We start from the raw sequence: 21,356 nt of genomic DNA on the forward strand, positions 1-21,356 counted from the left end.
GCCGACTCCGGTGCGACGGCGGGTGTCGCCCTGTCGTGTTCGCGTCGATATTCCCTCACTCACCGATTTGTGCGAACCGTACGCTGATTTCGCACACTTATTACAACTAGCCTAATCTAATTAGGTTAATGTATTTAGTCAGCTCAATCGAAAGTGTGTCCGTTCGGCACGAAGGGACGTTCGCCGTCGGGAGGCGGCGCGTCTCGGCCGACGTTATCGACACCAACGATGGACGAAACACCGACGCTCGAAAGACGGACCGTACTGAAACTGACCGGCGCGGCATCGCTGCTTCCCTTCGCGGGTCGGGCGCGGGCGGGGACGCTCGCATCGCTCGTCGACGACACCTTGGATACGGCGAGCGACGCGCTACAGGAGGTACTCGTCGTCTTCGAGTCGAACGACGACGTGGGTCTGCTCGACTCGCTGGAGCTCGTCGACGGCTACCACGAGTTCTCGGTGCTCCCGGTGGGCTTTAGCCGACTGACGGGGGCGCAGATAGCGACCGTCGCCGACTGGGACGAAGTTCGCTACGTCGAGGCGAACCGCGACCTCGAATACTTCAACGACGACGGCCGCGAGGTGACTCGGGCGGCCGAGGTCCAGAGCGACCTCGGCTACGCCGGCGAGAACGCCCACGTCGTCGTCATCGACAGCGGCATCGACGGCGACCATCCCGACCTGGCGGCGAACCTCGACGCGAACTACCAGTGGGTCGGCGACCCCCTGGGACTCACCGACACCGAGACGCTGTGGCTCGACGCGGGCGCGTTGGACACCGACGAGATCGGCCACGGCACCCACTGTTCGGGCACCGTCGCCGGCGACGGCAGCGCGAGCGACGGCCAGTACAAGGGGATGGCACCGGCGGCGACGCTCACCTCCTACTCGACGAGCGCGGGCCTCTCGATTCTCAAGGCGGCGGCGGCGTTCGACCACATGCTCGAAAACGGCGACGGCTCGACGTACCAGGTCGTCTCGAACTCCTACGGCGCGTCGAGTACCGACGACTTCGACCCGAACGCGACGCTCAACGTCGCCTCGTGGTACGCCTACCAAGCGGACATCCTCCCGGTGTTCGCCGCAGGCAACTCCGGACCGGGGTACGACACGCTGAACGACTACGCGAAGGCGCCGCACGTCCTCGGCGTCGCCGCGACGGACGACCAGAAAGGAGTCACCGACTTCTCCTCGCGCGGCCGCGACGACGGCAGCAACTACGACCGCGAGACGGCGCTGTCGAACCTGGCGACGTACTACGAGTCCGGCGAAGCGTCGGGACCGCTCGGTATCTACCGCACCGGCGTCGCCGCGCCCGGAAACGAGATCGTGAGCACGATGTCGCCGGACGACCCGCTGGGGGCGACGACGGTCGGCGACGGCGAACTGTACTACGCGAGCATCAGCGGGACGAGCATGGCCTGTCCGCACGTCTCGGGTATCGCCGCCTTGGTCGTCGACGCCCACGTCGCCGCGCAGGGGAGTCGCCCGACGGCCCGCGAACTGTTGGCGACGGTCGAAGCCGAAGCCGAGGACGCGCTATCGAGCTACGAACCGGCCAGTGCCGGCGCCGGATTCGTCGACGCCTACGACGCCGTCGAGCGAGCGGAGGGCGGCGACCTCGCCACCCTCGACGAAACGACGCTCGTCTGACCGCCACGCCGACCGAAGGGACCGAACCCCGCGGGTCGCCTCGAACGCTGTGGCGCCGGCCGTCGACCGCGGACGGTCTCTCGGGGGCGACTCAGGCCAGGTTCCGCCGACCCCGACGTTCGGCGACGGTCGGCGACGGTCGACGGCGCCCCCCTCGCCGTCGTCGCCCGCGACGACCGGCGGACGATATCGGCTCAGTGATTGAACGGGCCGCTTATTGTCTCGGCGACAGAACGGAGACCAATGCAGCGACAAGGTGTCGACGAGGATGCGTCGGCGCTGCTCGACAGCGCCATCGACACGCTCACCGACGTATTTTTTCTGTTCGATCTCGACGGTCGGTTCCTGCAGTGGAACAGTCGGCTGCGGGAGGTGACCGGATACAGCGACGACGAGATAGAACAGATGATACCGTTGGACTTCATCGCACCTGAGGACCGCTCGGCTATCACGGAGGCGATCGTTCGCGTCGTCGAGACGGGCAAGGCCCAGGAGGAGGCGTCGCTTCTCACCTCCGACGACGAGCGCATCCCCTACGAGTTCACGGGCGCGTTGCTCCACGACGAGGACGGCGACCCCGTCGGCGTCTCGGGTATCGGCCGCGACATCACCGAGCGGAAGCGCCGCATCGAGGCGCTCCAGCGACAGACCAGTCGCGTCGAGACGCTGAACCGGATCAACGCCGTCATCCGAGAAGTCAACGAGGCGCTCGTCCGGACGTCGACCCGCGAGGAGATAGAGCGAGAGGTCTGTACTCACCTCGCCGGGGAGCGACCGTACCGCTTCGCGTGGATCGGCGAGCGCGGCTACGACGGCGAGTCGGTCCTCGCCCGAACGTGGGCCAGCGGCCGCGGCTTCGACGACGCGACGCCCGAGGAGGTCGACGCCGAGGGCAAGATGGCGCTGGCAGCGGTCGAGACCGGTGAGGTCTGCGTCGCCGACGCCGTCGACGACGACGCGTTCGACCCGGAGTCGACGGCCGCCGAACGCGGACTCGACTCGGCCGCGGCGGTTCCGCTCGTCTACCGGGACGCGAGTTACGGGGTGCTCTGCCTGTACGCGACTCGCTCGGCGGCGTTCGAGGAGGACGAAATCGCGGTGCTGCGAGAACTCGGCGAGACCATCGGCTACGCGATAAACGCCGCCGAGAAGCGGAACGCGCTCGTCAGCGACTCGGTCGTCGAACTCAAGTTCGACGTGACCGTCCCCGGACCGTTCTTTCTCACCGTCGCCGCCGACGCTGACGCCTCGGTCTCCATCGAGGGCGTCGTCACGGCCGACGACGGCTCGCTCTCGGAGTTCGTCGCCGTCGAGGGAGCGGCCTCGGCGACCGTCGTCGAGGCCGCCCGCGAGGCCGACGGCGACGCCGTCGTCGTCGCCGAGTACGACGACGAGGCGGTCCTCCGGCTGACGCCGCCGGACGCCACGGTCGCGTCCGTCGTCGCCGACCTCGGCGGCGTCCTGAGGGAGGCGCACGCCGACGGCGAGGACGGCTCTATGACCGTCGAACTCCCGGCGGTCGCCGACGTTCGCTCCGTCGTCACGGCGCTTCGAGACCGGTACCCCAACGTCTCGCTCCGCGCCCAGCGCGAACGCGAGCGCACGAACGGCCGCGGCGTCGAGTTCCGCGACGCGCTCGACGAAGCGCTGACCGAACGGCAGAAGGAGGTGCTGGAGACGGCGTTTCTCGCCGGTTCTTCGAGTGGCCCCGCGGGAGCACGGCGGAGGAAGTCGCCGAGGCGCTCGGCGTGTCGCCGCCGACGTTCCACGAGCATCTCCGCCGCAGCCAAGGGAAACTGCTCACCGCCTACTTCGACGGCATCTCGCAGAACGTCGACTGACCTAACCGGTTAGGCGGCTCACTTTTTATCGTTCGACGGTTTCGTCGAACTGCCTGGGTTCCCCACAGACCCGGCAAAGGTGAGACACCCGCGAGCGTTTCGATTCGTCGGAGACACCCGTCGTCTCGAAGTCGGCACGGACCGTGTCTGACCCGCACGGTCGAGTGCCGCCGCTTCCGCTTTCGCGCTCGCGTTCTGACTTCCCTTCGCTCGGCAACCCCCCATCCCCCCCTCAGCCGAGCGAAATCATCCCTTTTACCGTTTCGCCGGCCTGGACGCGCCGGAACGCCTCGTCGACGTCGTCGAGAGCCATCTCGAAGTCGATTATCCCCTCTACGTCGACCTGCTCGCTCGCCAGCAGCTCGATGGCCGTCGGGTAGGTGTGGCGGTAACGGAACGACCCCAGCAGGTCGAGTTCGTTGTCGATGATGTCGTTGGTGTCGAAGGGGACGACGCCGTCGGCGGCGAGACCGACGAGGACGACGGTGCCGCCGCGACGAACCACGTCGAGCGTGCCCCCGATGGCCTGCTCCGCACCCGACGCCTCGACGACCACGTCGGCGAAGCGCCCGCCGGTCGCCTCCTCGACGGCGTCGACGGGGTTCTCTTCGGCGACGTTCACGACCGTCGCGCCGCGTTCGCGCGCCCGTTCGAGCTTCGAGGGCAGGACGTCGGCGACGACAATCGGCTCTGCGCCCGCGACGCGGGCGACCTCCATCGCCAACAGCCCGATGGGACCGCAACCGGAGATGTAGACGGCGTCGCCGAGTCCGATGCCCGCGCGGCGACAGACGTGGATGCCGACCGACAGCGGTTCGATGAGCGCGCCCGCCCGCAGCGACACCGACTCGGGGAGTCGGTACGCGTAGTCGGCGGGCCAGGCGACGTACTCGGCGAACGCGCCGTCGTCCGGCGGCGTCGCCATGAACTGGACGTTCGGACAGAGGTTGTACTCGTTCGCGCGACAGAACTCGCAATCGTCGCGCCCGCAGGGGACGCCCGGTTCGAGCGTCACCCGGTCGCCGACGCCGAGGTCGTCGACCGCCGACCCGACCTCGACCACCTCGCCGGCGCTCTCGTGACCGAGCACCAGCGGCGAGTCGACGACGTAGTCGCCGATGCGTCCGTGTTCGTAGTAGTGAACGTCCGACCCGCAGATGCCGACCGACCGCATCCTGACCAACACCTCGTCGTCCTCGGGTTCGGGGCGGTCACGCTCCGCTATCTGTAACTGGAGGTCCTCGGAGAGTACAGCCGTGCGCATAACTGACATACTGCCGGCGAGTGGATAAACCCCGCGAGGTACTGGTGATGGCGGTAGCTCTTTGGAGCGTCGACGAGACGTCGAGACGATGCCCTCCCTCGCCATCGAAACCGACGACTTGCGGAAACGCTACGGCCGAGAGACGGCCGTCGCCGGCCCGACTCCGATGTAAATCACCGTTTGAACGTCGACGGAGTCGACTGCCGGCAGTCGATTTTACACCGCTTTACGCGCCGTACGCGGTCGGCGTCGTCGCCCGCGCGCTCTCGACTGTCTCGACTCTGACGCGCGGCTAAACGACCTCTCCCACGTCGTTCGCCCGACGACGACATCGAACCGAGTCGATAGGCGCTCAGTCTTCCGTTTCTGGAGGGCGTAGAGGCTCGCGCACCCGAGAACAGGCGCTCATTAACTAAGGACACTCGTGTCTACTGACCGTACATGGGATTCGAATGGGTGGCGTACTTCGAGTGCAGCGCGTGCGGAACGGCCGAACGAGCGGACGTCATCGAATACGACTGCTTCGGATACGCGGTATGTCCGGCGTGCGGTCACGAGACGGGTCCGCTCGCGAGCGCGAACGTCAACTCGAACGCGAGCGCCGACGGCGACAGTCGGACGGCGTCGTAGTTTAGTCGCGGGCGTCCAACGGGGGGTATGGGCTGGACCAGAGCCGAGACGACCGAGCGACTCACCGAGTGGAAACGTGCCGACGGATGGGCGACGATTCGCCTGCGGGAGACGGGCGCGGGCCGGTGGGTCGTTCGCCTCGACCGACTCGAACAGGCCCCGGAGGGGCGGACGTACCGCCGCGAGTCCGTCGAGACGCGCGACGCGGCGCTCGAACTCGTCGAGGAGTGGCGAGAGACGTTCGACGCGCCGGAGCGGTGAACGACCCTCCGCCGACTGTCGGTACCGTCACCGTCCGAGCACGCCGAGTCGTCGCGCTCGGTGTCGCCGCCGTCGCGTGTCGAAGACGGTTTACTCGCGGCGGCCGACGGTGAGACGATGAGACCGAACGAGACGGTCGGACTGTTCTTCCTCGTCGTGGCGCTGGTGTCGGTCGTTCTCGCGGCGCTCCCGGTCGCCTCGTGGTGGCCGCTATCGCGGCCGATTCCCATCCTCGCGTGGGCGGTCATCGGCCTGCTCATTCTCGGCTTCGAGCGGCGGAACCGGCGAAAGAGTCGATGAGGCGTCGTCCGCACCGGACGCCGCAGTCGGCTACGGTACGGCGGACGACCCCAGCCAGTGTGCGACGACCAGTCCGACGTTGCCCCAGTCGTACAGCAGCCAGAGGCCCAAGACGGTGGCGAGCGCGCCGCTGACCCGGTACCAGAGGACGCCCAGTTCGCTCAACTCCGAGTCGCTCGTCACCGACAGCCAGTGACGCATCTTGAACATCGTCTGCGGTCGGGCGACGCCGAGTACACCGACGGCGACGGCGTAGAGACCGACGAAGATTCCCAGCGGGTCGAGGGCTCCGAGGACCATAAAACTCGATTTTATCGGGCGAAAATAACAGCTTCGGTGGACCGGGTACGAACGCGCGAGGAGTTCGCCGTCGCTCGGCTACTGCAACCGCTTCGTCGTCTCGATGAGCGGGTGGCGGGCGTAGTCGACGATGTCGATGTCGTCGATGGAGGAGAGCCCCTCTTTCTCGGCGGTGCGCTGCATCCCGAGTTCCACCACGTCGTCGACGACGATGACGTAGGCGTCCATCTCGTCCATCTCCGAGCGGGCGGCGGCGAGCACGCGGTGGTGGCCGTCGGCCAGAAGCAGCGTCCCGTCGTTGTCGATGACGACGAGGGGTTCGGCGAGGCCACGTTCGAGTTCGTACCGGCGGCCTTCGAGTTCGTCGGCGTAGACGCGCCCCTGCGTGGGGATGAGCGACGAGATGGAGATCAGTCGGCGCTCCTCGTGGACCGGCACGTCGTGAATCTGTTCGAGCGTCCGCATCAGTTTCCCCACCTTCTCGGGCGTCGCGCGCTCGATTTGGCTCCTGATGACGTCGGTGTTCGAGATGATGCCGACGAGGTTGCCCGCGTCGTCGACGACGGGCAGTTTCTGGATGCCGGACCGGAGGATGACGCGGGCGGCGTCGGTGAGTTTCATCTCCGGGTGCGCGACGATGATGTCGTCGGTCATCACGGTGAAGATGGGCGCGTCGCCGTCGGCCATCAGGATATCGCGGGCGTTGACGAACCCCTCGACCTTCCGGCCGTTGCAGACGGGAAAGCCGTTGTGGCCGTCGCTCTCGACGATTCGGCGGGCGACGTCGGCGACGGTGTCGTCCGGCGAGACCGTCGACACCTCTCGGGTCATGTACTCCTTCACCGTGGCGTTCCCGGACATGCTGGAGGGTACGCGAGCGGGCGGCAAAAAGCGTGGTGTCGCCCTTGTCGAGCCGTACCGACGCTCAGCTCAGTTCCGCTCGTCGATGGGAAACTCCAGCGTCAGCTCTTCGGTATCGCCGACGCCGAGGGAGGGCGCGGTGTCGAGCGTCTCGAAGAACCGACCGCTGACGATACCGCGGACCACTTCGGTCAGCGGCTCCTTGGCGTCGTCTTCGACGTTCTCGAGGATGCCGAGCGGGAGCTGCGCGCCCGCCATGTCGGCGTGACCGCCGGCGCTGCCGATCTGTCCGAGGGCGTCTCTGAGCGTCTCGCCGAGGTCGATGTCCGTGCCGCGAGCGCGCCCGGAGACGTAGACTGTTCCGCCCTCGAAGCCGTAGACGAGAGAAACCTCTACCCCCTCCATGTCGAGCAGTCGCTCGGCGGCCTGCGCGAGCGCGTCGCGGTCGGTTATCTTGCCGACGCAGGAGGCGAGCGCCGTGCCGCGAACCTCGCGGTTGCGGATGGCGCGGGCGATGGTCTCGAACACGTCGGCGCTCATGCTCGGCGTCTCGACGCGCTCGAGAACCGAAGCGTCGACGCGCTCGAGCAGGTACGCCGTCGCCTCGAAGTCCATCTTCGACACCTCTCGGGTGAAGTCCTTCGTGTCGACGCGGATACCGTACAGCAGCGCCGTCGCGACCGTCCGGTCGAGGTCGCGGCCGAGTCGTTCGAGGTAGTCGGCCAACAGCGTGCTCGTCGCGCCCACCTCGCTTCTGAGGTCGACGAACCGCGCTTCGACGGGAGCCCGCGGCGGGTGGTGGTCGATGACGATGTCGACCAGCGTCTCGGGGTCGAGGCCGTCGTTGACGCCGGGGCGCGAGTGGTCGACGAGCGCGATACCGGCGTACGGTTCCAGGTCGTCGTTCGACTCCAGATTCCGGAGCTGGAGGTCCAGCAGGTTGACGAGCGCGCGGTTCTCCTGGTGCGATATCTCGCCGAAGTAGCACGCGTCGGCCTCGACGCCGACCGTCTCGGCGATCCGACAGAGCGCGACGGCGCTGGCGATGGCGTCGGGGTCGGGGTTGTCGTGGGTGACGACGGCGAGCGGACCGTCCAGTTCGCGCAGCACCGTGAGCAGTCTGCGGAGACGGCGGGCGGGTTCGTGGTCGACCATCCCGACGACGTGGTCTGTCAGCACCGACGTCGCGTCGACGACGCGGTCGGCGCTCGCGTGGAGTCGCTCGACGAACTCCGGGTCGGCGTCGACGCCCGCGTACGTCGTCACCTGCGCGTCCGGATACCGGCGACGCGCGCTCTCGACGGCGGCGAGATTTCGACCGGCGTCTTCACCGACGACGAGGATGAGTTCGGCCGTCGTCGGATAGCTCTCGGGGTTGGTCGGGTCGGCGTGTATCGCCCTGACGCCCTCCTCGCGCAACGACGTCACGCGCTCGGGGTCGTCGGTGATCACTTGAACGCGGCCGGAGCGCTCGGCGAGCATCTCGAGCATCGCGTGACCGACTGGGCCGCAGCCGAGCAGCAGCCACCTCACCATACCCGACTCTCGGTCGCCTCGGGGGAAAACCCTACCGTCCTCGCGGCGGACGGGGCGGCGATACGGGTGTCGTCGAGTCGGACGTCGGCGCGTCGGACGTCGGCGATACGGGTGCGTCGAGTCGGGCGTCGGGTCGGACGCCGGCGTCGGGTCGCGCCTCGCGCTTCGAGCGTCGTCACTCCCGGAGGCGGAACCACAGTGCGAAACGGAGAAAACGAAAACTCGGCGGTCGAGGCGAGCTCAGGCGAACAGCGTTCCGGCGACGGTCTGTGCCGTCTCGATGACCGGCGCGAAGCCGGGCAGGAGCAGCAGCGTCCCGACGGCGGCGATCATGACGGCGGCGTACAGCCCGACGGGCTGGCTGCCGAGGTCGAGCGACCCGCTCGGGTCCTCGAACCACATCGCCCGCACGACGCGGCTGTAGTAGAACAACGACAGCACGCTGTTGAGCGCGCCGACGGCGGCGAGCCACCAGAAGCCGTTCTCGATGGCCTCGAAGAACAGGAAGTACTTCGAGAAGAAGCCGCCGAACGGCGGGAGGCCGGCGAGGCTGAACATGAAGACCGACATCGCGACGCAGGCGACCGGTGCCTGCGTCGCCAGACCGTTGTAGTCCTCGAACGTCCGGCCGATGCCCCAGCGCTCCACCATCGCGATGAAGAGGAACGCGCCGGTGTTCATGAAGCCGTAGACGAACAGGTGCGCCATGCTCGCGCCGAGCACGTTGCCGTTGGCGCTACCGCCCGCCGAGAGCGCCGCGAGGCCGATGAGCGCGTAGCCGGCGTGACCGATGCTGGAGTACGCGAGCATCCGCTTGACGTTCTCCTGTGTCGCCGCGGCGAAGTTGCCGAGCGTCATCGTGGCGACGGCGAGAATCTGGAACGCGAGCACCCAGTTGATGCCCTCCGGAACCGTCGCCAGCGGGAACGCCTCGACGAACACGCGGAAGGCGACGGCGAACCCGGCGGCCTTCGAGGCCGACGAGAGGAACGCCGACACGGGCGCGGGCGCGCCCTCGTACGCCTCCGGCGCCCAGAAGTGGAACGGGACGGAGGCGGTCTTGAACGCGAAGCCGCCGAGAACCATCAGCATGCCGAGACCGGCGAGGCCGACGAACTCTCCGCCGCTAAGCGCCTCCGCGACGTCCGCGAAGATGAGCGATCCGGTGGCGGCGTACACGAGGCTGACGCCGAAGGTGAACACCGCCGCCGAGAGTGCGCCGATGAGGAAGTACTTCAGTCCCGCTTCGACACTGCCGCGGTTGTCCTTGAGGTACGCCACAAGGACGTACGACGGGAGCGAAGCGAGTTCGAGGCTGACGAGCACTGTTGCCAGCGAGTTCGCCGACGCCATCAGCGCCATCCCGCTGGCGGCGAACAGCACGAGCGAGTAGAACTCTCCCTGGTGCTTGTGGTCGCGCAGGTAGTCGTAGCTGGCGATAGTGACCATCACGACGACGCTCGTGAAGATGGCCGTGAAGAACAGGCTCATGCCGTCGACAACGAGCGCGTCGGCGAACAGCGAGATCGCGCCGTTGTCCTGACCGACGCCGGTGGCGAGCGACCACGCGGTGGCCGCCAGCGCGGCGGCGGCACCGAGCGTCGAGACGCCCGCCAGTAGCGCGCTGTTGGTCGTGTCCGCGTCGATACTGTCGATGAGCAGGAGTACGAGCCCCGTCACCGCGAGGATGAGCACCGGCGCGAGCGCCGCCCACTCGGGCAGTTGGCCCATCTGGAGCGGCGACGCGAGCGCGGTGAGTGCGGCGGGTGCCGTCATTGCAGCACACCTCCGATGACCGGGTCGACTGCGTCGGTGATCATGCTGAAGAATATCTCCGGAGCGACGCCGAGAGCGATGATGCAGACGAGCAGCACCGCCAGCGGCAGCGTGTCGTGCAGCGGCGCCGGACCGACCTCGTAGTCGGTTTCGAGACGGAACGGTCCGAACAGCGTCCGCTGCATGGCGAACAGCAGGTAGCCCGCGACGATGACGATGCCGAACATCGCCGCCGCCGTGAAGATCGCGAGGCCGTTACCCGCGATGACCGTCGACTGGAACGCGCCGGTGAAGATGAAGAATTCGGCGGCGAAGCCGGCCATCAGCGGCAGGCCCATGTAGCCGAACGCGCCGGCGATGAGGATGCCAGTCGTGACGGGCATCCGGTCGGCCATGCCGGACATGTCGCCGACCATCCGCGTGTGGGTCGTGTTGTAGATGACGCCGACCGCCATGAACATCAGCCCCGAGATGAGGCCGTGGGCGACCATCTGGAACGTCGCGCCGCCGACGCCGTAGGCGGTGTAGGCGACGAGACCGAGGATGACGTACCCCATCGACGAGACGGAGGAGTACGCGACGATGCGCTTGAGGTCCTGCTGTGCGAGCGCGAGCATCGCGCCGTAGATGACGCTCAGCACCGCGATGGCCGCGATGAACGGCGCGTACTCGACGGCGACCTCCGGCAGCATCGTGAAGTTGAACCGCAGCAGGGCGTACGTCCCCATCTTCAGGAGGACGCCCGCCAGCATCACCGACACCGGCGTCGGCGCTTCGACGTGAGCGTCCGGTAGCCAGGTGTGGACCGGCACGACGGGCACCTTCACGGCGAAGCCGAAGAACATCGCCGCGAAGGCGACGACTCGGAGCGTGCTCGCGTCGAGGCCGTAGAACGACCCGAGTTCGCCGGCGCGCAGCGCCTGTGCGACGTCGGGCAGCGCGAACGACGACGTGGAGTCGCCGAGGCCCAACACGAGCGCCATGAAGCCGATGAACATGATGAGCGACGCCGCGTTCGTGTAGACGAAGAACTTGATGGCGGCGTACTTCCGGCGTGGACCGCCCCAGACGCCGATGAGGAAGTACATCGGCACGAGGACGGCCTCCCAGAAGATGAACCAGAGGAAGAAGTCCAGCGCCGTGAACACGCCGAGCAGGTTCGCCTCCATGAACAGCATGAGGCCGAAGAACTGCGACTGGCGGTGCTGGATGGGCGTCCACGCGCTCACGATCGCGAGCGAGGTGAGCACCGTCGTCAGCACGACCAGCGGCAGACTGATGCCGTCGACGCCGACGTACCACGAGATCTCGTAGCCCGCGACCTGGAGCCACGGGACGACTGTCTCGAACGCGGTCTGACCGCCCTGCAGGAGGGCGTTGCCGGACGCGTCGAACTGCGACCACATGTAGAGGCTCCCGACGACGGGAACCAGACTGAGAACGAACGCGCCGCGACCGGCGAGTCGGTCCGGAAGGACGAACGCGACCAGTGCGGCGACGAACGTGAATGCGATGAGCGCTTCGATTATCATACGAACCAACCTCCTTCGAGACCGAGGATGACCAGCAGTGCGACGAGTCCGAGCGTCAACAGCGCCGCGTAGTTGCTGACCACGCCCGTCTGGACGCGGCGGACGCGACTACCCGACAGCAGGCTGACGCTGGAGATGCCGTTGACGACGCCGTCGACGACGCCCTGGTCGAACTTGTCAGCACCGCGGGAGATGCCGCGGGCGACGTCGTTGGCCAGCCACACCTGGTACTCGTCCTGGTAGTAGTTGTTGAACAGTACGTCCTTGGCGCCCCCGAGGCGGTCGGTGTGCTCGACCGGCGAGGGAACGTTGTACAGCGAGTAGGCGAGCGCCGACCCCGCGAGCGCGAGGCCCAGCGAGAGGCCGCCCGACAGCAGCACCGTCGTCAGTTCGCTGCCGATGGCGCCCGTCGAGTAGCCCGCGTACTGGCTCGTGAGTTCGCCGTAGTGCTCGCTCGTCAGCCCCGAGGGGCCGTGCGCGAGCCAGTCGTGCAGGAACTCGATGTGCAGTCCCGTCAGTTTCGCCACCGGAACCATGTTGATGAAGCCGGCGACGACGGCGAGCACGCCGAGGACCACGAGCGGTCCTTTGACGTTCCAGCGGACGCCGTGGGGGTTGCGCGCCGTGTCCGTCCGGGGCTCACCGTGGAAGGTCAAAAAGACCATCCGGAAGGTGTAGAACCCGGTGAAGAAGACGGCGAGGAGGCCCATCGCCCACGCGGCCAACAGCAGCGGACTGCCGCCGAGGCCGTGGGCGAGCGCCTCGTAGAGCACCTCGTCTTTCGACCAGAAGCCCGAGAACGGGAAGATGCCAGCGAGCGCGAGCGAACCCGCGAGGAACGTGTAGTACGTCGTGGGCATGCGCTCTTTGAGGCCGCCCATGTCCCACATGTTCTCGTTGTGGTGCATCGCGATGATGACCGACCCCGCACCCAGGAACAGCAGCGCCTTGAAGAACGCGTGCGTCATCAGGTGGAAGGTCGCGGCGATGTAGCCGCCCGAACCCAGCGCGAGCATCATGTAGCCGTACTGGGAGATGGTCGAGTACGCGAGCACCTGTTTGATTTCGCGCTTGACGAGCCCCATCGTCGCCGCGAACAGGGCGGTGAAGCCGCCGATGAACGCGATGATGGCGAGCGTCGTCGGGGTGAGTGCGTAGAAGCCGTACATCCGCGCGACGAGGTAGACGCCGGCGGCGACCATCGTCGCCGCGTGGATGAGCGCCGACACGGGGGTCGGGCCCTCCATGGCGTCGGGCAGCCACGTGTGCAGCGGGAACTGCGCGGACTTGCCCACGACGCCGCCGAGGACGAGCAGGCCGACGACGGTGAACCACGCCTGCGGGTCGAGACCGAACAGCGTGTTCACGTCGCCCGCGCCCTCGCCCGCGAGCGCGGCTTCCGCGAGCGCCGGGAAGCTTCCCTCGCCGGCGAACGCCGCCGTGCCGAACGTGGCGAAGACGGCGACGACGCCGATGAGGAAGAAGTAGTCACCGAAGCGCGTGACGAGGAACGCCTTCTTCGCCGCGCTCGGCGGCGCTTCCTCGCGGAACCAGAAGCCGATGAGCAGGTACGAGCAGAGCCCGACCAGCTCGAAGAACATGAACGCCATCAGCAGGTTGTCCGCGACGACGAAGCCGAGCATCGACGCCGTGAACAGGCCGAGACCGGCGTAGTACCGCGGCAGGCCGGTCTCGCCCTCGTCGTTCATGTAGCCGAGCGAGAACACGTGGACGAGGAACGCGACGAGCGTGACGATGAGCAGCATCATCGACGACAGCGGGTCGATGAGTAGCCCGAACGTCAGTTCGTACGGGAGCTCCTCTGCGCCCGCCCACGTGTACAGTGTCTGTCGAAGCGTTGCGCCGCCCGCTACCGTTAGAACCGTCCATATCGAGAGCAACAGCGACCCCGCGGTGGCCGTGATGCCCGCGAGCGCCCCGCCTTTGGGCATGTACTTGCCCGCGAAGAGCGCTATCAGGAACGAGAAGAACGGCAGGAGAACGATCGCCGGAACGAAGTCGAATGCACCTACCATAGTTACCACCTCATCGACGCTGCGTCAGTCACGTCCACGTCACCGAAGTTGCGGTAGAGCGTGAGGATGATGCCGATACCGATGGCGACCTCCGCGGCCGCCAGCGCCATCGTGAACAGGCTCAGCGTCTGGCCCGTTACGTTGCCCCAGTACACCGAGAAGGCGACGAGGTTGATGTTCGCCGCGTTCAGCATCAACTCGACCGACATCAGGAACAACAGCGCGTTCCGACGCGTGAGGATGCCGAACAGGCCGATACAGAAGACGGCGCCCGCGAGGAGCAGGTAGTACTGCGGGGGCACCATCAGTGATCGCCTCCTGTCGTCGTGTCGTCCGCGACGCCACCGTCCGCTCGCGCGGCGGGCCCGCGTCCGTCGGTCGGTTCCCCGCCGCTGGTCGGGTCGTCGCTGCGAACGTCGTCGACGAGCGCGGTCACGACTTCGCCGGCCTCCTCGCGCTTTGCGAGGTAGACGGCGGCGTCGATGGCGACGTCGAGCGCGATGGCCATGATGAGAAACGCCGCGAGGAAGCCCTCGGCGCTCACGATCTGTTGCTGCAGTTGGTCCGCCGAGATGTCGAACATCGCGTAGCCGATACTGGCGACGATGCTGACGTCGGCCGGGAACCCCTGCGGTTCACCGAACTCCGCCTGCAGGAATACGACAGCCATCACGACGAACAGTCCCAGAGCCGCGAGCCCCGGGAGGAAGTTCGAATCGTCGTTCAACTGCGGTTTGGTCGTCATGTGCTACTCACCTCCGGGTCGGTCCGCGTGAGCATCACGGCGAACGTGATGAGGATGAGGACCCCGCCCACGTAGACGAGAATCTGCATCGCTGCAAGGAACTCCGCTTGCAGCATCACGTAGTGCACCGCGACGCTCAAGAGCGCGCCCCCGAGCAGGAGTGCGGAGTGCCAGATGTCCCGCACGAGGACGACGCCCAGGCTGCAGCCCACGGTGACGAGGGCGAACAGCGCGAACGCCAGGGTTTCATAAACCATTGTGTGTGTCTCCTTGAGGTATCCGTTTGAAGGTTTCGAGAACGTACGACGCACCCGACTTCGGGCGCGTCGCTCTCGATTACTGGTAGTCGACCTCGCCGTCTCCCTCGCCGACCCACGCGTCCCGGTCGGGGTTGCGCGAGTTGAGGGGGTCGATTCCTTTGTACCAGGGGACGTTCTTGAGCTGTTCCTTGTTGTAGACGAACTCGTTTTTCGTGTCCGCCGTGAACTCGAAGTTCTGCGTCAGCAGGATGGCGTCGACGGGGCAGACCTCCTCGCAGAGTCGGCAGTAGATGCACTGACCGATGTGGAGGTTGTACTGCTCGCCGTTGCGCTTGTCGTCCTGCACGATCTGAATCGTGTCGTTCGGACAGACGTTTTCGCACTGGCGACACCAGATGCAGCGCTCCTGGCTGAACTTGTGCACGCCGCGGAACCGCGGACTCACCTCGGGGGCGACGTCCGGGTACTCGACGGTGAACGTCTGGCCGTCGAGGGCGTGTTTCATCGTCGTTGCCATCGATTTCAGGATTCCGATCATGCTATCACTCCCACGATGATGGCCGTGAGAACCAGGTTAGCGAAGGAGAGCACGAGCATCCCCTTCCAACCGATGTCGAGCAGTTGGTCGATGCGGACGCGCGGAATCGCCGAGCGCGCCCACTGCGTGAACAGGAACACCGCCCAGATCTTGATGAGGAACCAGACGAAGCCCGGAATCACGTTGAGCGCCGCGATGGGCGCGGCCGGGCCGCCGAGGAACAGCGTCGCGATGAGCGCGCCGCCCAGGAAGATGTGCAGGAACTCCCCGAGGTAGAACAGCACGAAGTAGACGCTGGAGTACTCGGTCTGGTAGCCGGCGACGATCTCGGTCGGCGCTTCCGGAATGTCGAACGGGTTGCGACCGATCTCGGCCATGTTGGCGACGAGGAACAGCACGAACGCGAACGGGTTGACGAACGCGAACCACTGCGGAATCGTCAGGCCGCCGCCGAGAGCGACGAGCGGCTCGCGCTGGACAGCGACGATCTCGCTCATCTGGAGCGTGCCGGTGAAGATGACCACCGACGCCGCCGTGACGATGAGCGGAATCTCGTACGCGATGTTCTGTGCGACGGCGCGCAGACCACCCATGAGCGAGTACTTGTTGTTCGACGCGTAGCCGCCCATCACGAGCGACAGCGACGCGATGGAGGCGACGGCGAACGCGAACACCAGCCCCGTCTCGGGGTCGGCCAGTTGGATGCCGCTGCCCATCGGGATGACCGCGAAGCCCAGCAGCGCCGACGCCGGCAGGATGATGGGCGCGAGGTCCCACGCCGGGCGGTCGACGCCCTCGGGAACGATGAGCTCCTTCGAGAGCAGACGCACCGCGTCGGCGATGATGATGAACAGGCCGAACGGCCCGATGCGGTTGACCGCGATGCGGTCGGTGAACGCCGCCGTGATCTTCCGTTTGGCCCACGGACCGGCGACGGCGGTCATCGCCAGCATGATGTTTGCGATGAGGAACGCGGCGACGAGTCCGCCGACGACCTGTCCGAGCAGGCCGTCGCCGAGACCGAGCAGGTCCGCGATGCGCTCGGGGAGCAGTACCGGTCCTTGCTGCAGCGGCGTCATCGGTCGACCTCACCGAGTACGATGTCGAGGCTGCCCAGCGACGCGATCATGTCCGGGACGTACTCGCCGTTCGACATCTCCGGCAGCGTCTGGAGGTTCGAGAAACACGGGCTTCGAATCTTGAAGCGCCCGGGTTTCTCGGTTCCGTCGGCGCGGATGTAGATGCCGAGTTCGCCCTTCGCGCCTTCGACGGCGCGGTAGATCTCGGTGTCGTCGTCGGGGCGGAGCGTCCGCGGCACGTTCGCCTGGATGTTCCGCTCGTCCTCGGGCCAGTCCTCGAGGATGTCGATACACTGTTCGATGATCTTCGCCGACTCCTCGACCTCCAGCATGCGCACGAGCAGCCGCGAGTAGTTGTCGCAGCCGTCCTCGACGACGACGTCCCAGTCGAGGTTCTCGTAGTAGCCGTAGGGGTCGTCGCGGCGGAGGTCGTAGTCGACGCCGGAGCCGCGGAGCACCGGTCCCGTCGCGCCGTAGTTCTTCGCGACTTCCGGCGGCAGGACGCCGGTGCCGATGGTGCGCGACTGCAGAATCTCGTTGCCGGAGATGAGGTCGTGGAACTCCTCGAGCGCCGCCGGCAGCTCCTCGAGGAAGTCGCGCGTGTTGTCGAAGAACTCCTCTCGGGGCTCGGGGAGGTCCCAGACGACGCCGCCGAGCCGGAAGTAGTTGAACATCAGCCGCTGACCGGTGAGGTCCTCGAGGATGTTCTGGGCCTTCTCCCGCTCGCGGATGGCGTACATGAAGATGGCCGTGAAGTCGCCGTAAACGTCGAGCGCGAACGTGCCGACCGCCAGCATGTGCGCGGCGATGCGGCAGAGTTCCGCGCCCATCGTCCGGATGACCTGCGCGTACTCGGGTACCTCGATGTCCGCGAGGTCCTCGGCCGCGCGCGCGTACGCCCACTCGTTGAGTAGCCCCGCCGAGATGTAGTCCCAGCGGTCCGGGTACGGCATGATCTGGTACCGGTACGTACCCTGCTGGCACATCTGCTCCTCGCAGCGGTGCAGATAGCCGATGTCGGGGTCGACGTCGGCGACCTGCTCGCCGTCGAGCGTCGCCTTCAGGTGGAGCACCCCGTGGGTCGCCGGGTGGTGCGGCCCGATGTTGAGGTACATCGTCTCCGAGTCCTGGTCGTCCTTGTGGTCCTCCTGGAGCGGGTTCGCGTGCTCGCGGAGGGGGACGACCTGCGGGCGTTCCTGGTCGTAATCCTTCGCCAGCGGGTGTCCCTGCCACGTCTCAGGCAGCAGGATGCGCCGCATGTCGGGGTGGCCTTCGTACTCGATTCCGACGAGGTCGTACGCCTCGCGCTCGTGCCAGTCCGCCGTCCGGAAGACGGGTTCGGCCGTCTGGCTGACCGGTTCGTCCTTCGCCGTGGGGACGACGACGCTGACCTCCTGGGTCGGGTCGTCGAACTTCTTGAGGTGGTAGATGGACTCGTAGCGGTCGGCGCGCTCCTCGGCGGTGACGCAGGAGAGGTGGTCGAACCCCGCTTCGTTCTTCAGAAGCGAGAGCGTCTCCTGGACCGAGTCCGGCCGGATGACGTATCCCGGCGCGTTGATGTGCTCCTCGCGTCCGATGACGAGGTCACCGAGCAGGTCGGCGAGTTCGTCGGCGCTGTGCCGCTCGACGCTCGCGCCCTCGGACGCCTCGGGACGTTCCAGGCTCATGGCGAATCAGCCCAGTTGTAGCGCATGACGAGGTCGTCGGTGTCGATCTCCTCGGCGAGTTTGTCGACGACTTCGTCGCGTTCGAGGTCGCCGAACTGTTCGAGTTCGTACGGTTTGACGACGACCGGCGAGCTCTCGCCGTTAGCGATGCGCTCCTGGAGTTTGACGACGCCGTAGATGAGCGCCTCGGGGCGCGGCGGGCAGCCGGGGATGTGGATGTCGACCGGAATGACCTCCTCGGCGCCCTTGACGACGTTGTACCCCTCTTGGAACGGGCCGCCCGAGATCGTACAGGAGCCCATGCCGACGACGAACTTCGGCTCGGGCATCTGGTCGTACACGCGCTTCATCCGCGGCGCGAACTTCGAGACGATGGTGCCCGGCACGATGATGACGTCGGCCTGTCGCGGCGACGCTCGCGGCACGCCCGACCCGAAGCGGTCGAGGTCGTGCTTCACCGCGTACGTGTGCATCATCTCGATGCTGCAGCAGGCGATACCGAACTGCAGCATGAACATCGAGGAGCCGCGGACCCAGTTCATGAACTTGTCGAACTTCGTGAGGATGAACGGCGAAGACCCGAACGCCTCCCGAAGTTTGGAGTTGAACCGGTCGTCTGCGCCCGCTAAGCGGGCGTCGCGGGTATCGGTCAGTACTTGTGAATCGTCTGTGACGAATGGCTGGTCGCTACTCATGATTGCCTCTCAGTCTTCCGACGGGTCGCGCGCGGGCTCTTAACCCACTCGACCGCGCCGTTGCGCCACGCCCAGAGGAGACCGACGACGAGGATGCCGACGAAGACGAGCATCGGCGTCAACACCGCTCCGAGACTGACACCCTGCTCCAGCGCGGAGCGATAGATGACGGTCCACGGGAAGATGAGGACGGTTTCGATGTCGAAGACGACGAACAGCAGCGCAACCATGTAGTACTGGATGTTAAACTGGATGCGCGCGCTCCCCGTCGGGATCTCACCGCTCTCGTAGGTGGCGCTCTTTCCTTGTTCCGGCACACTCGGGCGTAGGAGCGCCGACACCGCCATCATCCCAATCGGGATGCCGATGCCGACGACCGCCAGTGCGCCAATGGCTATCCATGGATTCATACCGGAGTTTCCAACGTCCGGCGGTTGGGTGTGCTACCCTATAAGCGTTGATTGTTGCTTTCTCGGGCGAAAACGAGGCCGTCGAGTCCCGAGGCCGCGATTCGGCGAGGAGTGGCCGCCGACGCGTCGGTATTAGCCCTTTCGGCCCCTGTAGCCGTCGAGGCCGAGTCGGTGGAGGTCGCGGGAGGCCTCGGCGACGTCGCTCTGGAGACCGTCGTGGTACTCGACGAGTCGGTCTACAAGTTCTTCGTGCGCGCGAGAGAGAATCTGGCCCGCCGACAGTCCCGCGTTGAACGACTTTCCGGCGTCGACGGCGACTATCGGCGCGCCTGTGGGCATGCCGATGACCGAGTCCACGGACTTCTCTTGGACCGGGACGCCGATTACGGGGAGGGGATAGGCGATGGACGCGGTCATGTTGGGCAGGTCCGCGGACTTCCCGCCCGCGCCGGCGATGATGACTTCGACGCCGCGCGCGGCGGCCGTCTCGCCGTAGGCGTACATCAACTTCGGCGTCCGATGTGCCGAGACGACGTAGCTCTCGAACGAGAAACGCGAATCGGGGGCGTCGTCGTACTCGGTCTGCTCTTCGAATCCCAGCGTTTCGAGCGCTTCGTACGCGCCGGCCATCACGTCGAGGTCCGAGTCCGAACCCATGATGATACCGACGTCGGGCGTCTCCGCGGCCGGTTTGTTCTCTTCGGCCTCCGCTTCCAACTGGTCGATGAGGTCCCGTATCTCGTCGGTCATTCTCGCGTCTCCGTGGTGTCTCCGAATCCGCCGTCGCCGAACGTTAGCTCGTCCGCGAGGCCGCGTGCGGTCTCCAGCAGGTCGTCGGTCGTCGCGTCTCCACTCTCGTCGTCGACGAGCGTCACGTGGCCCATCTTCCGTAGCGGGCGGACCTCGTGCTTACCGTACCAATGGAGGCTCGCACCCGGCGTCGACAGCGCCGTCTCGACGCCGCGAAGCTCGGCCGGTTGGGATTCGTCCACGTCGCCCAGGAGGTTCGCGCTGACGGCGACACCCCGTCGGTTCGTCGCACCCAGCGGCCACCCGAGCACCGACCGAGCGTGCTGCTCGAACTGCGAGGTCAGCGCTCCCTCGATGGTCCAGTGGCCGGAGTTGTGCGGTCGCGGGGCGATCTCGTTCACCGATATCTCGCCGTCGGACTCGAACAGTTCGATGCCGAAGACGCCGCGGCCGTCGAGCAGCGACAGCACGTCGTGAGCGACTTCCTCGGCGCGCGCTCGAACGTCGTCCGTGGTCCGCGCGGGAACGACCGTCTCGCGCAGAATCTCGTCCTCGTGGACGTTCTCGCCGGCGGGGAACGTTTTCAACTCCCGGTCGCCGCGGACGGCGATGACCGACAGTTCCCGCTCGAACTCGACGAACGACTCGGCCATCGCGGGCGCGCCGCCGAGTTCCGCCAGCGCGTCTTCGGCCTCGTCGACGGAGTGGACGGGGACGTTCCCCCGTCCGTCGTAGCCGCCGGTGCGCGCCTTCAGCATCACCGCGCCGAACGCCTCGACGGCGGCCTCCAGGTCGGAGACGTCGTCGACGCGGCGGAACGGCGGGACCGGAACGCCGGCGTCTTCGAGCGTCCGCTTCTGGACGAGTTTGTCCTGAATCGTCCGCAGCGTCTCCGGCGAGGGGTGGACGGCGACGCCGTACTCGTCTCGCACGGACTCCAGAACGTCTGGGTCGGCCAGTTCAATCTCGAACGTCAGCACGTCGGCGCGCTCGGCGAGTTCGCGGACGCCCTCGGGGTCGTCGAACGAGCCGTCGACCTGTTCGGCGACGACCGACGCGGGGCAGTCCGGCGTCGGGTCGAGGACGACGACGTCGACGCCGAGGGGAGCGGCCGCCTCCGCCAGCATCCGGCCGAGTTGCCCGCCGCCGACGACGCCTATCGTCGGACCGGGAAGCGTGAGAGTCACGGTCGCTCGGTTGTGGATGTTACTGCATAAACGTT

General features: G+C 66.7%; 21 protein-coding genes and 2 pseudogenes. 6 read left to right on the forward strand and 17 right to left on the reverse strand.

Going from position 1 to position 21,356, the window contains the following annotated elements; translation table 11 throughout:
- Positions 1–228 precede the first annotated feature (228 nt).
- The 3 genes and pseudogenes from FCF25_RS12555 to FCF25_RS16085 form a co-directional block, all read left to right on the forward strand.
- Positions 229–1,653 (forward strand): S8 family serine peptidase, encoded by a 1,425-nt coding sequence (locus FCF25_RS12555; protein WP_137048931.1) that lies wholly within the window; start codon positions 229–231, stop codon positions 1,651–1,653.
- 243 nt (positions 1,654–1,896) lie between these two features.
- Positions 1,897–3,222: pseudogene (locus tag FCF25_RS12560) on the forward strand (bacterio-opsin activator domain-containing protein); the annotation flags it as partial.
- Positions 3,223–3,398: 176 nt separating this feature from the next.
- A pseudogene (locus FCF25_RS16085) lies at positions 3,399–3,494 on the forward strand (helix-turn-helix domain-containing protein); the annotation flags it as partial.
- 232 nt (positions 3,495–3,726) lie between these two features.
- Here the strand turns inward: FCF25_RS16085 and FCF25_RS12565 are convergent.
- Entirely contained in the window at positions 3,727–4,758 is a 1,032-nt protein-coding gene (locus tag FCF25_RS12565) for an NAD(P)-dependent alcohol dehydrogenase (RefSeq protein ID WP_117591644.1), read from the reverse strand.
- Between the two features lie 441 nt (positions 4,759–5,199).
- Here FCF25_RS12565 and FCF25_RS12570 point away from each other — a divergent pair, with 441 nt between their 5' ends.
- The 3 genes from FCF25_RS12570 to FCF25_RS12580 all read left to right on the forward strand — a co-directional run bounded on the left by FCF25_RS12570 (position 5,200) and on the right by FCF25_RS12580 (position 5,949).
- On the forward strand, positions 5,200–5,388 hold the full coding sequence (locus FCF25_RS12570) for a hypothetical protein (RefSeq protein WP_117591642.1): 189 nt from the start codon (positions 5,200–5,202) through the stop codon (positions 5,386–5,388).
- A 27-nt stretch (positions 5,389–5,415) separates the two neighbouring features.
- Complete coding sequence (locus FCF25_RS12575; RefSeq protein ID WP_117591640.1) at positions 5,416–5,649, forward strand: hypothetical protein; 234 nt, start codon at positions 5,416–5,418, stop codon at positions 5,647–5,649.
- A 117-nt stretch (positions 5,650–5,766) separates the two neighbouring features.
- On the forward strand, positions 5,767–5,949 hold the full coding sequence (locus tag FCF25_RS12580) for a hypothetical protein (protein WP_137048933.1): 183 nt from the start codon (positions 5,767–5,769) through the stop codon (positions 5,947–5,949).
- A 30-nt stretch (positions 5,950–5,979) separates the two neighbouring features.
- On the opposite strand, the gene FCF25_RS12585 is transcribed toward FCF25_RS12580, so the two are convergent.
- The 16 genes from FCF25_RS12585 to FCF25_RS12660 all read right to left on the reverse strand — a co-directional run bounded on the left by FCF25_RS12585 (position 5,980) and on the right by FCF25_RS12660 (position 21,321).
- Positions 5,980–6,249 (reverse strand): hypothetical protein, encoded by a 270-nt coding sequence (locus tag FCF25_RS12585; protein WP_137048934.1) that lies wholly within the window; start codon positions 6,247–6,249, stop codon positions 5,980–5,982.
- Positions 6,250–6,327: 78 nt separating this feature from the next.
- Positions 6,328–7,110 (reverse strand): CBS domain-containing protein, encoded by a 783-nt coding sequence (locus tag FCF25_RS12590; protein WP_117591634.1) that lies wholly within the window; start codon positions 7,108–7,110, stop codon positions 6,328–6,330.
- A gap of 69 nt (positions 7,111–7,179) precedes the next feature.
- A complete protein-coding gene (locus FCF25_RS12595) occupies positions 7,180–8,646 on the reverse strand; it encodes a DHH family phosphoesterase (RefSeq protein ID WP_117591632.1) in 1,467 nt (488 codons plus the stop codon).
- A gap of 240 nt (positions 8,647–8,886) precedes the next feature.
- Positions 8,887–10,422 carry an NADH-quinone oxidoreductase subunit N gene (locus FCF25_RS12600; protein WP_394338680.1) on the reverse strand — a complete coding sequence of 512 codons (1,536 nt, stop codon included), beginning with the start codon at positions 10,420–10,422 and terminating at the stop codon, positions 8,887–8,889.
- Positions 10,419–11,954 (reverse strand): NuoM family protein, encoded by a 1,536-nt coding sequence (locus FCF25_RS12605; RefSeq protein ID WP_117591630.1) that lies wholly within the window; start codon positions 11,952–11,954, stop codon positions 10,419–10,421. The genes FCF25_RS12600 and FCF25_RS12605 overlap by 4 nt, the downstream gene beginning before the upstream one ends.
- Entirely contained in the window at positions 11,951–13,990 is a 2,040-nt protein-coding gene (gene nuoL / locus FCF25_RS12610; protein ID WP_117591628.1) for an NADH-quinone oxidoreductase subunit L, read from the reverse strand. Before nuoL ends, FCF25_RS12605 begins: the two co-directional genes overlap by 4 nt.
- Positions 13,991–13,992: 2 nt before the next feature.
- Positions 13,993–14,295 carry an NADH-quinone oxidoreductase subunit NuoK gene (nuoK, locus tag FCF25_RS12615; protein ID WP_117591626.1) on the reverse strand — a complete coding sequence of 101 codons (303 nt, stop codon included), beginning with the start codon at positions 14,293–14,295 and terminating at the stop codon, positions 13,993–13,995.
- On the reverse strand, positions 14,295–14,735 hold the full coding sequence (locus FCF25_RS12620; RefSeq protein WP_174786380.1) for a hypothetical protein: 441 nt from the start codon (positions 14,733–14,735) through the stop codon (positions 14,295–14,297). Before FCF25_RS12620 ends, nuoK begins: the two co-directional genes overlap by 1 nt.
- Complete coding sequence (locus tag FCF25_RS12625) at positions 14,732–14,992, reverse strand: NADH-quinone oxidoreductase subunit J (protein ID WP_058581408.1); 261 nt, start codon at positions 14,990–14,992, stop codon at positions 14,732–14,734. Before FCF25_RS12625 ends, FCF25_RS12620 begins: the two co-directional genes overlap by 4 nt.
- Before the next feature lie 79 nt (positions 14,993–15,071).
- Positions 15,072–15,533 (reverse strand): NADH-quinone oxidoreductase subunit I, encoded by a 462-nt coding sequence (locus FCF25_RS12630; protein WP_058581409.1) that lies wholly within the window; start codon positions 15,531–15,533, stop codon positions 15,072–15,074.
- Complete coding sequence (locus FCF25_RS12635) at positions 15,530–16,612, reverse strand: complex I subunit 1 family protein (RefSeq protein WP_117591624.1); 1,083 nt, start codon at positions 16,610–16,612, stop codon at positions 15,530–15,532. The genes FCF25_RS12630 and FCF25_RS12635 overlap by 4 nt, the downstream gene beginning before the upstream one ends.
- Positions 16,609–18,279 (reverse strand): NADH-quinone oxidoreductase subunit D, encoded by a 1,671-nt coding sequence (locus FCF25_RS12640; RefSeq protein ID WP_137048935.1) that lies wholly within the window; start codon positions 18,277–18,279, stop codon positions 16,609–16,611. The genes FCF25_RS12635 and FCF25_RS12640 overlap by 4 nt, the downstream gene beginning before the upstream one ends.
- Positions 18,276–18,974, reverse strand: a complete 699-nt coding sequence (locus FCF25_RS12645; protein WP_117591620.1) for an NADH-quinone oxidoreductase subunit B — start codon at positions 18,972–18,974, stop codon at positions 18,276–18,278. Before FCF25_RS12645 ends, FCF25_RS12640 begins: the two co-directional genes overlap by 4 nt.
- Positions 18,971–19,384 (reverse strand): NADH-quinone oxidoreductase subunit A, encoded by a 414-nt coding sequence (locus tag FCF25_RS12650; protein ID WP_117591618.1) that lies wholly within the window; start codon positions 19,382–19,384, stop codon positions 18,971–18,973. The genes FCF25_RS12645 and FCF25_RS12650 overlap by 4 nt, the downstream gene beginning before the upstream one ends.
- Before the next feature lie 132 nt (positions 19,385–19,516).
- Complete coding sequence (purE, locus tag FCF25_RS12655; RefSeq protein WP_117591616.1) at positions 19,517–20,134, reverse strand: 5-(carboxyamino)imidazole ribonucleotide mutase; 618 nt, start codon at positions 20,132–20,134, stop codon at positions 19,517–19,519.
- Positions 20,131–21,321, reverse strand: coding sequence for a 5-(carboxyamino)imidazole ribonucleotide synthase (locus FCF25_RS12660; protein WP_137048936.1), 1,191 nt, complete (start codon positions 21,319–21,321; stop codon positions 20,131–20,133). Before FCF25_RS12660 ends, purE begins: the two co-directional genes overlap by 4 nt.
- Positions 21,322–21,356 lie beyond the last annotated feature (35 nt).

Origin of the sequence: Haloprofundus sp. MHR1 (genome assembly GCF_005155585.1) — an archaeon.
Lineage (GTDB): Archaea > Halobacteriota > Halobacteria > Halobacteriales > Haloferacaceae > Haloprofundus > Haloprofundus halophilus.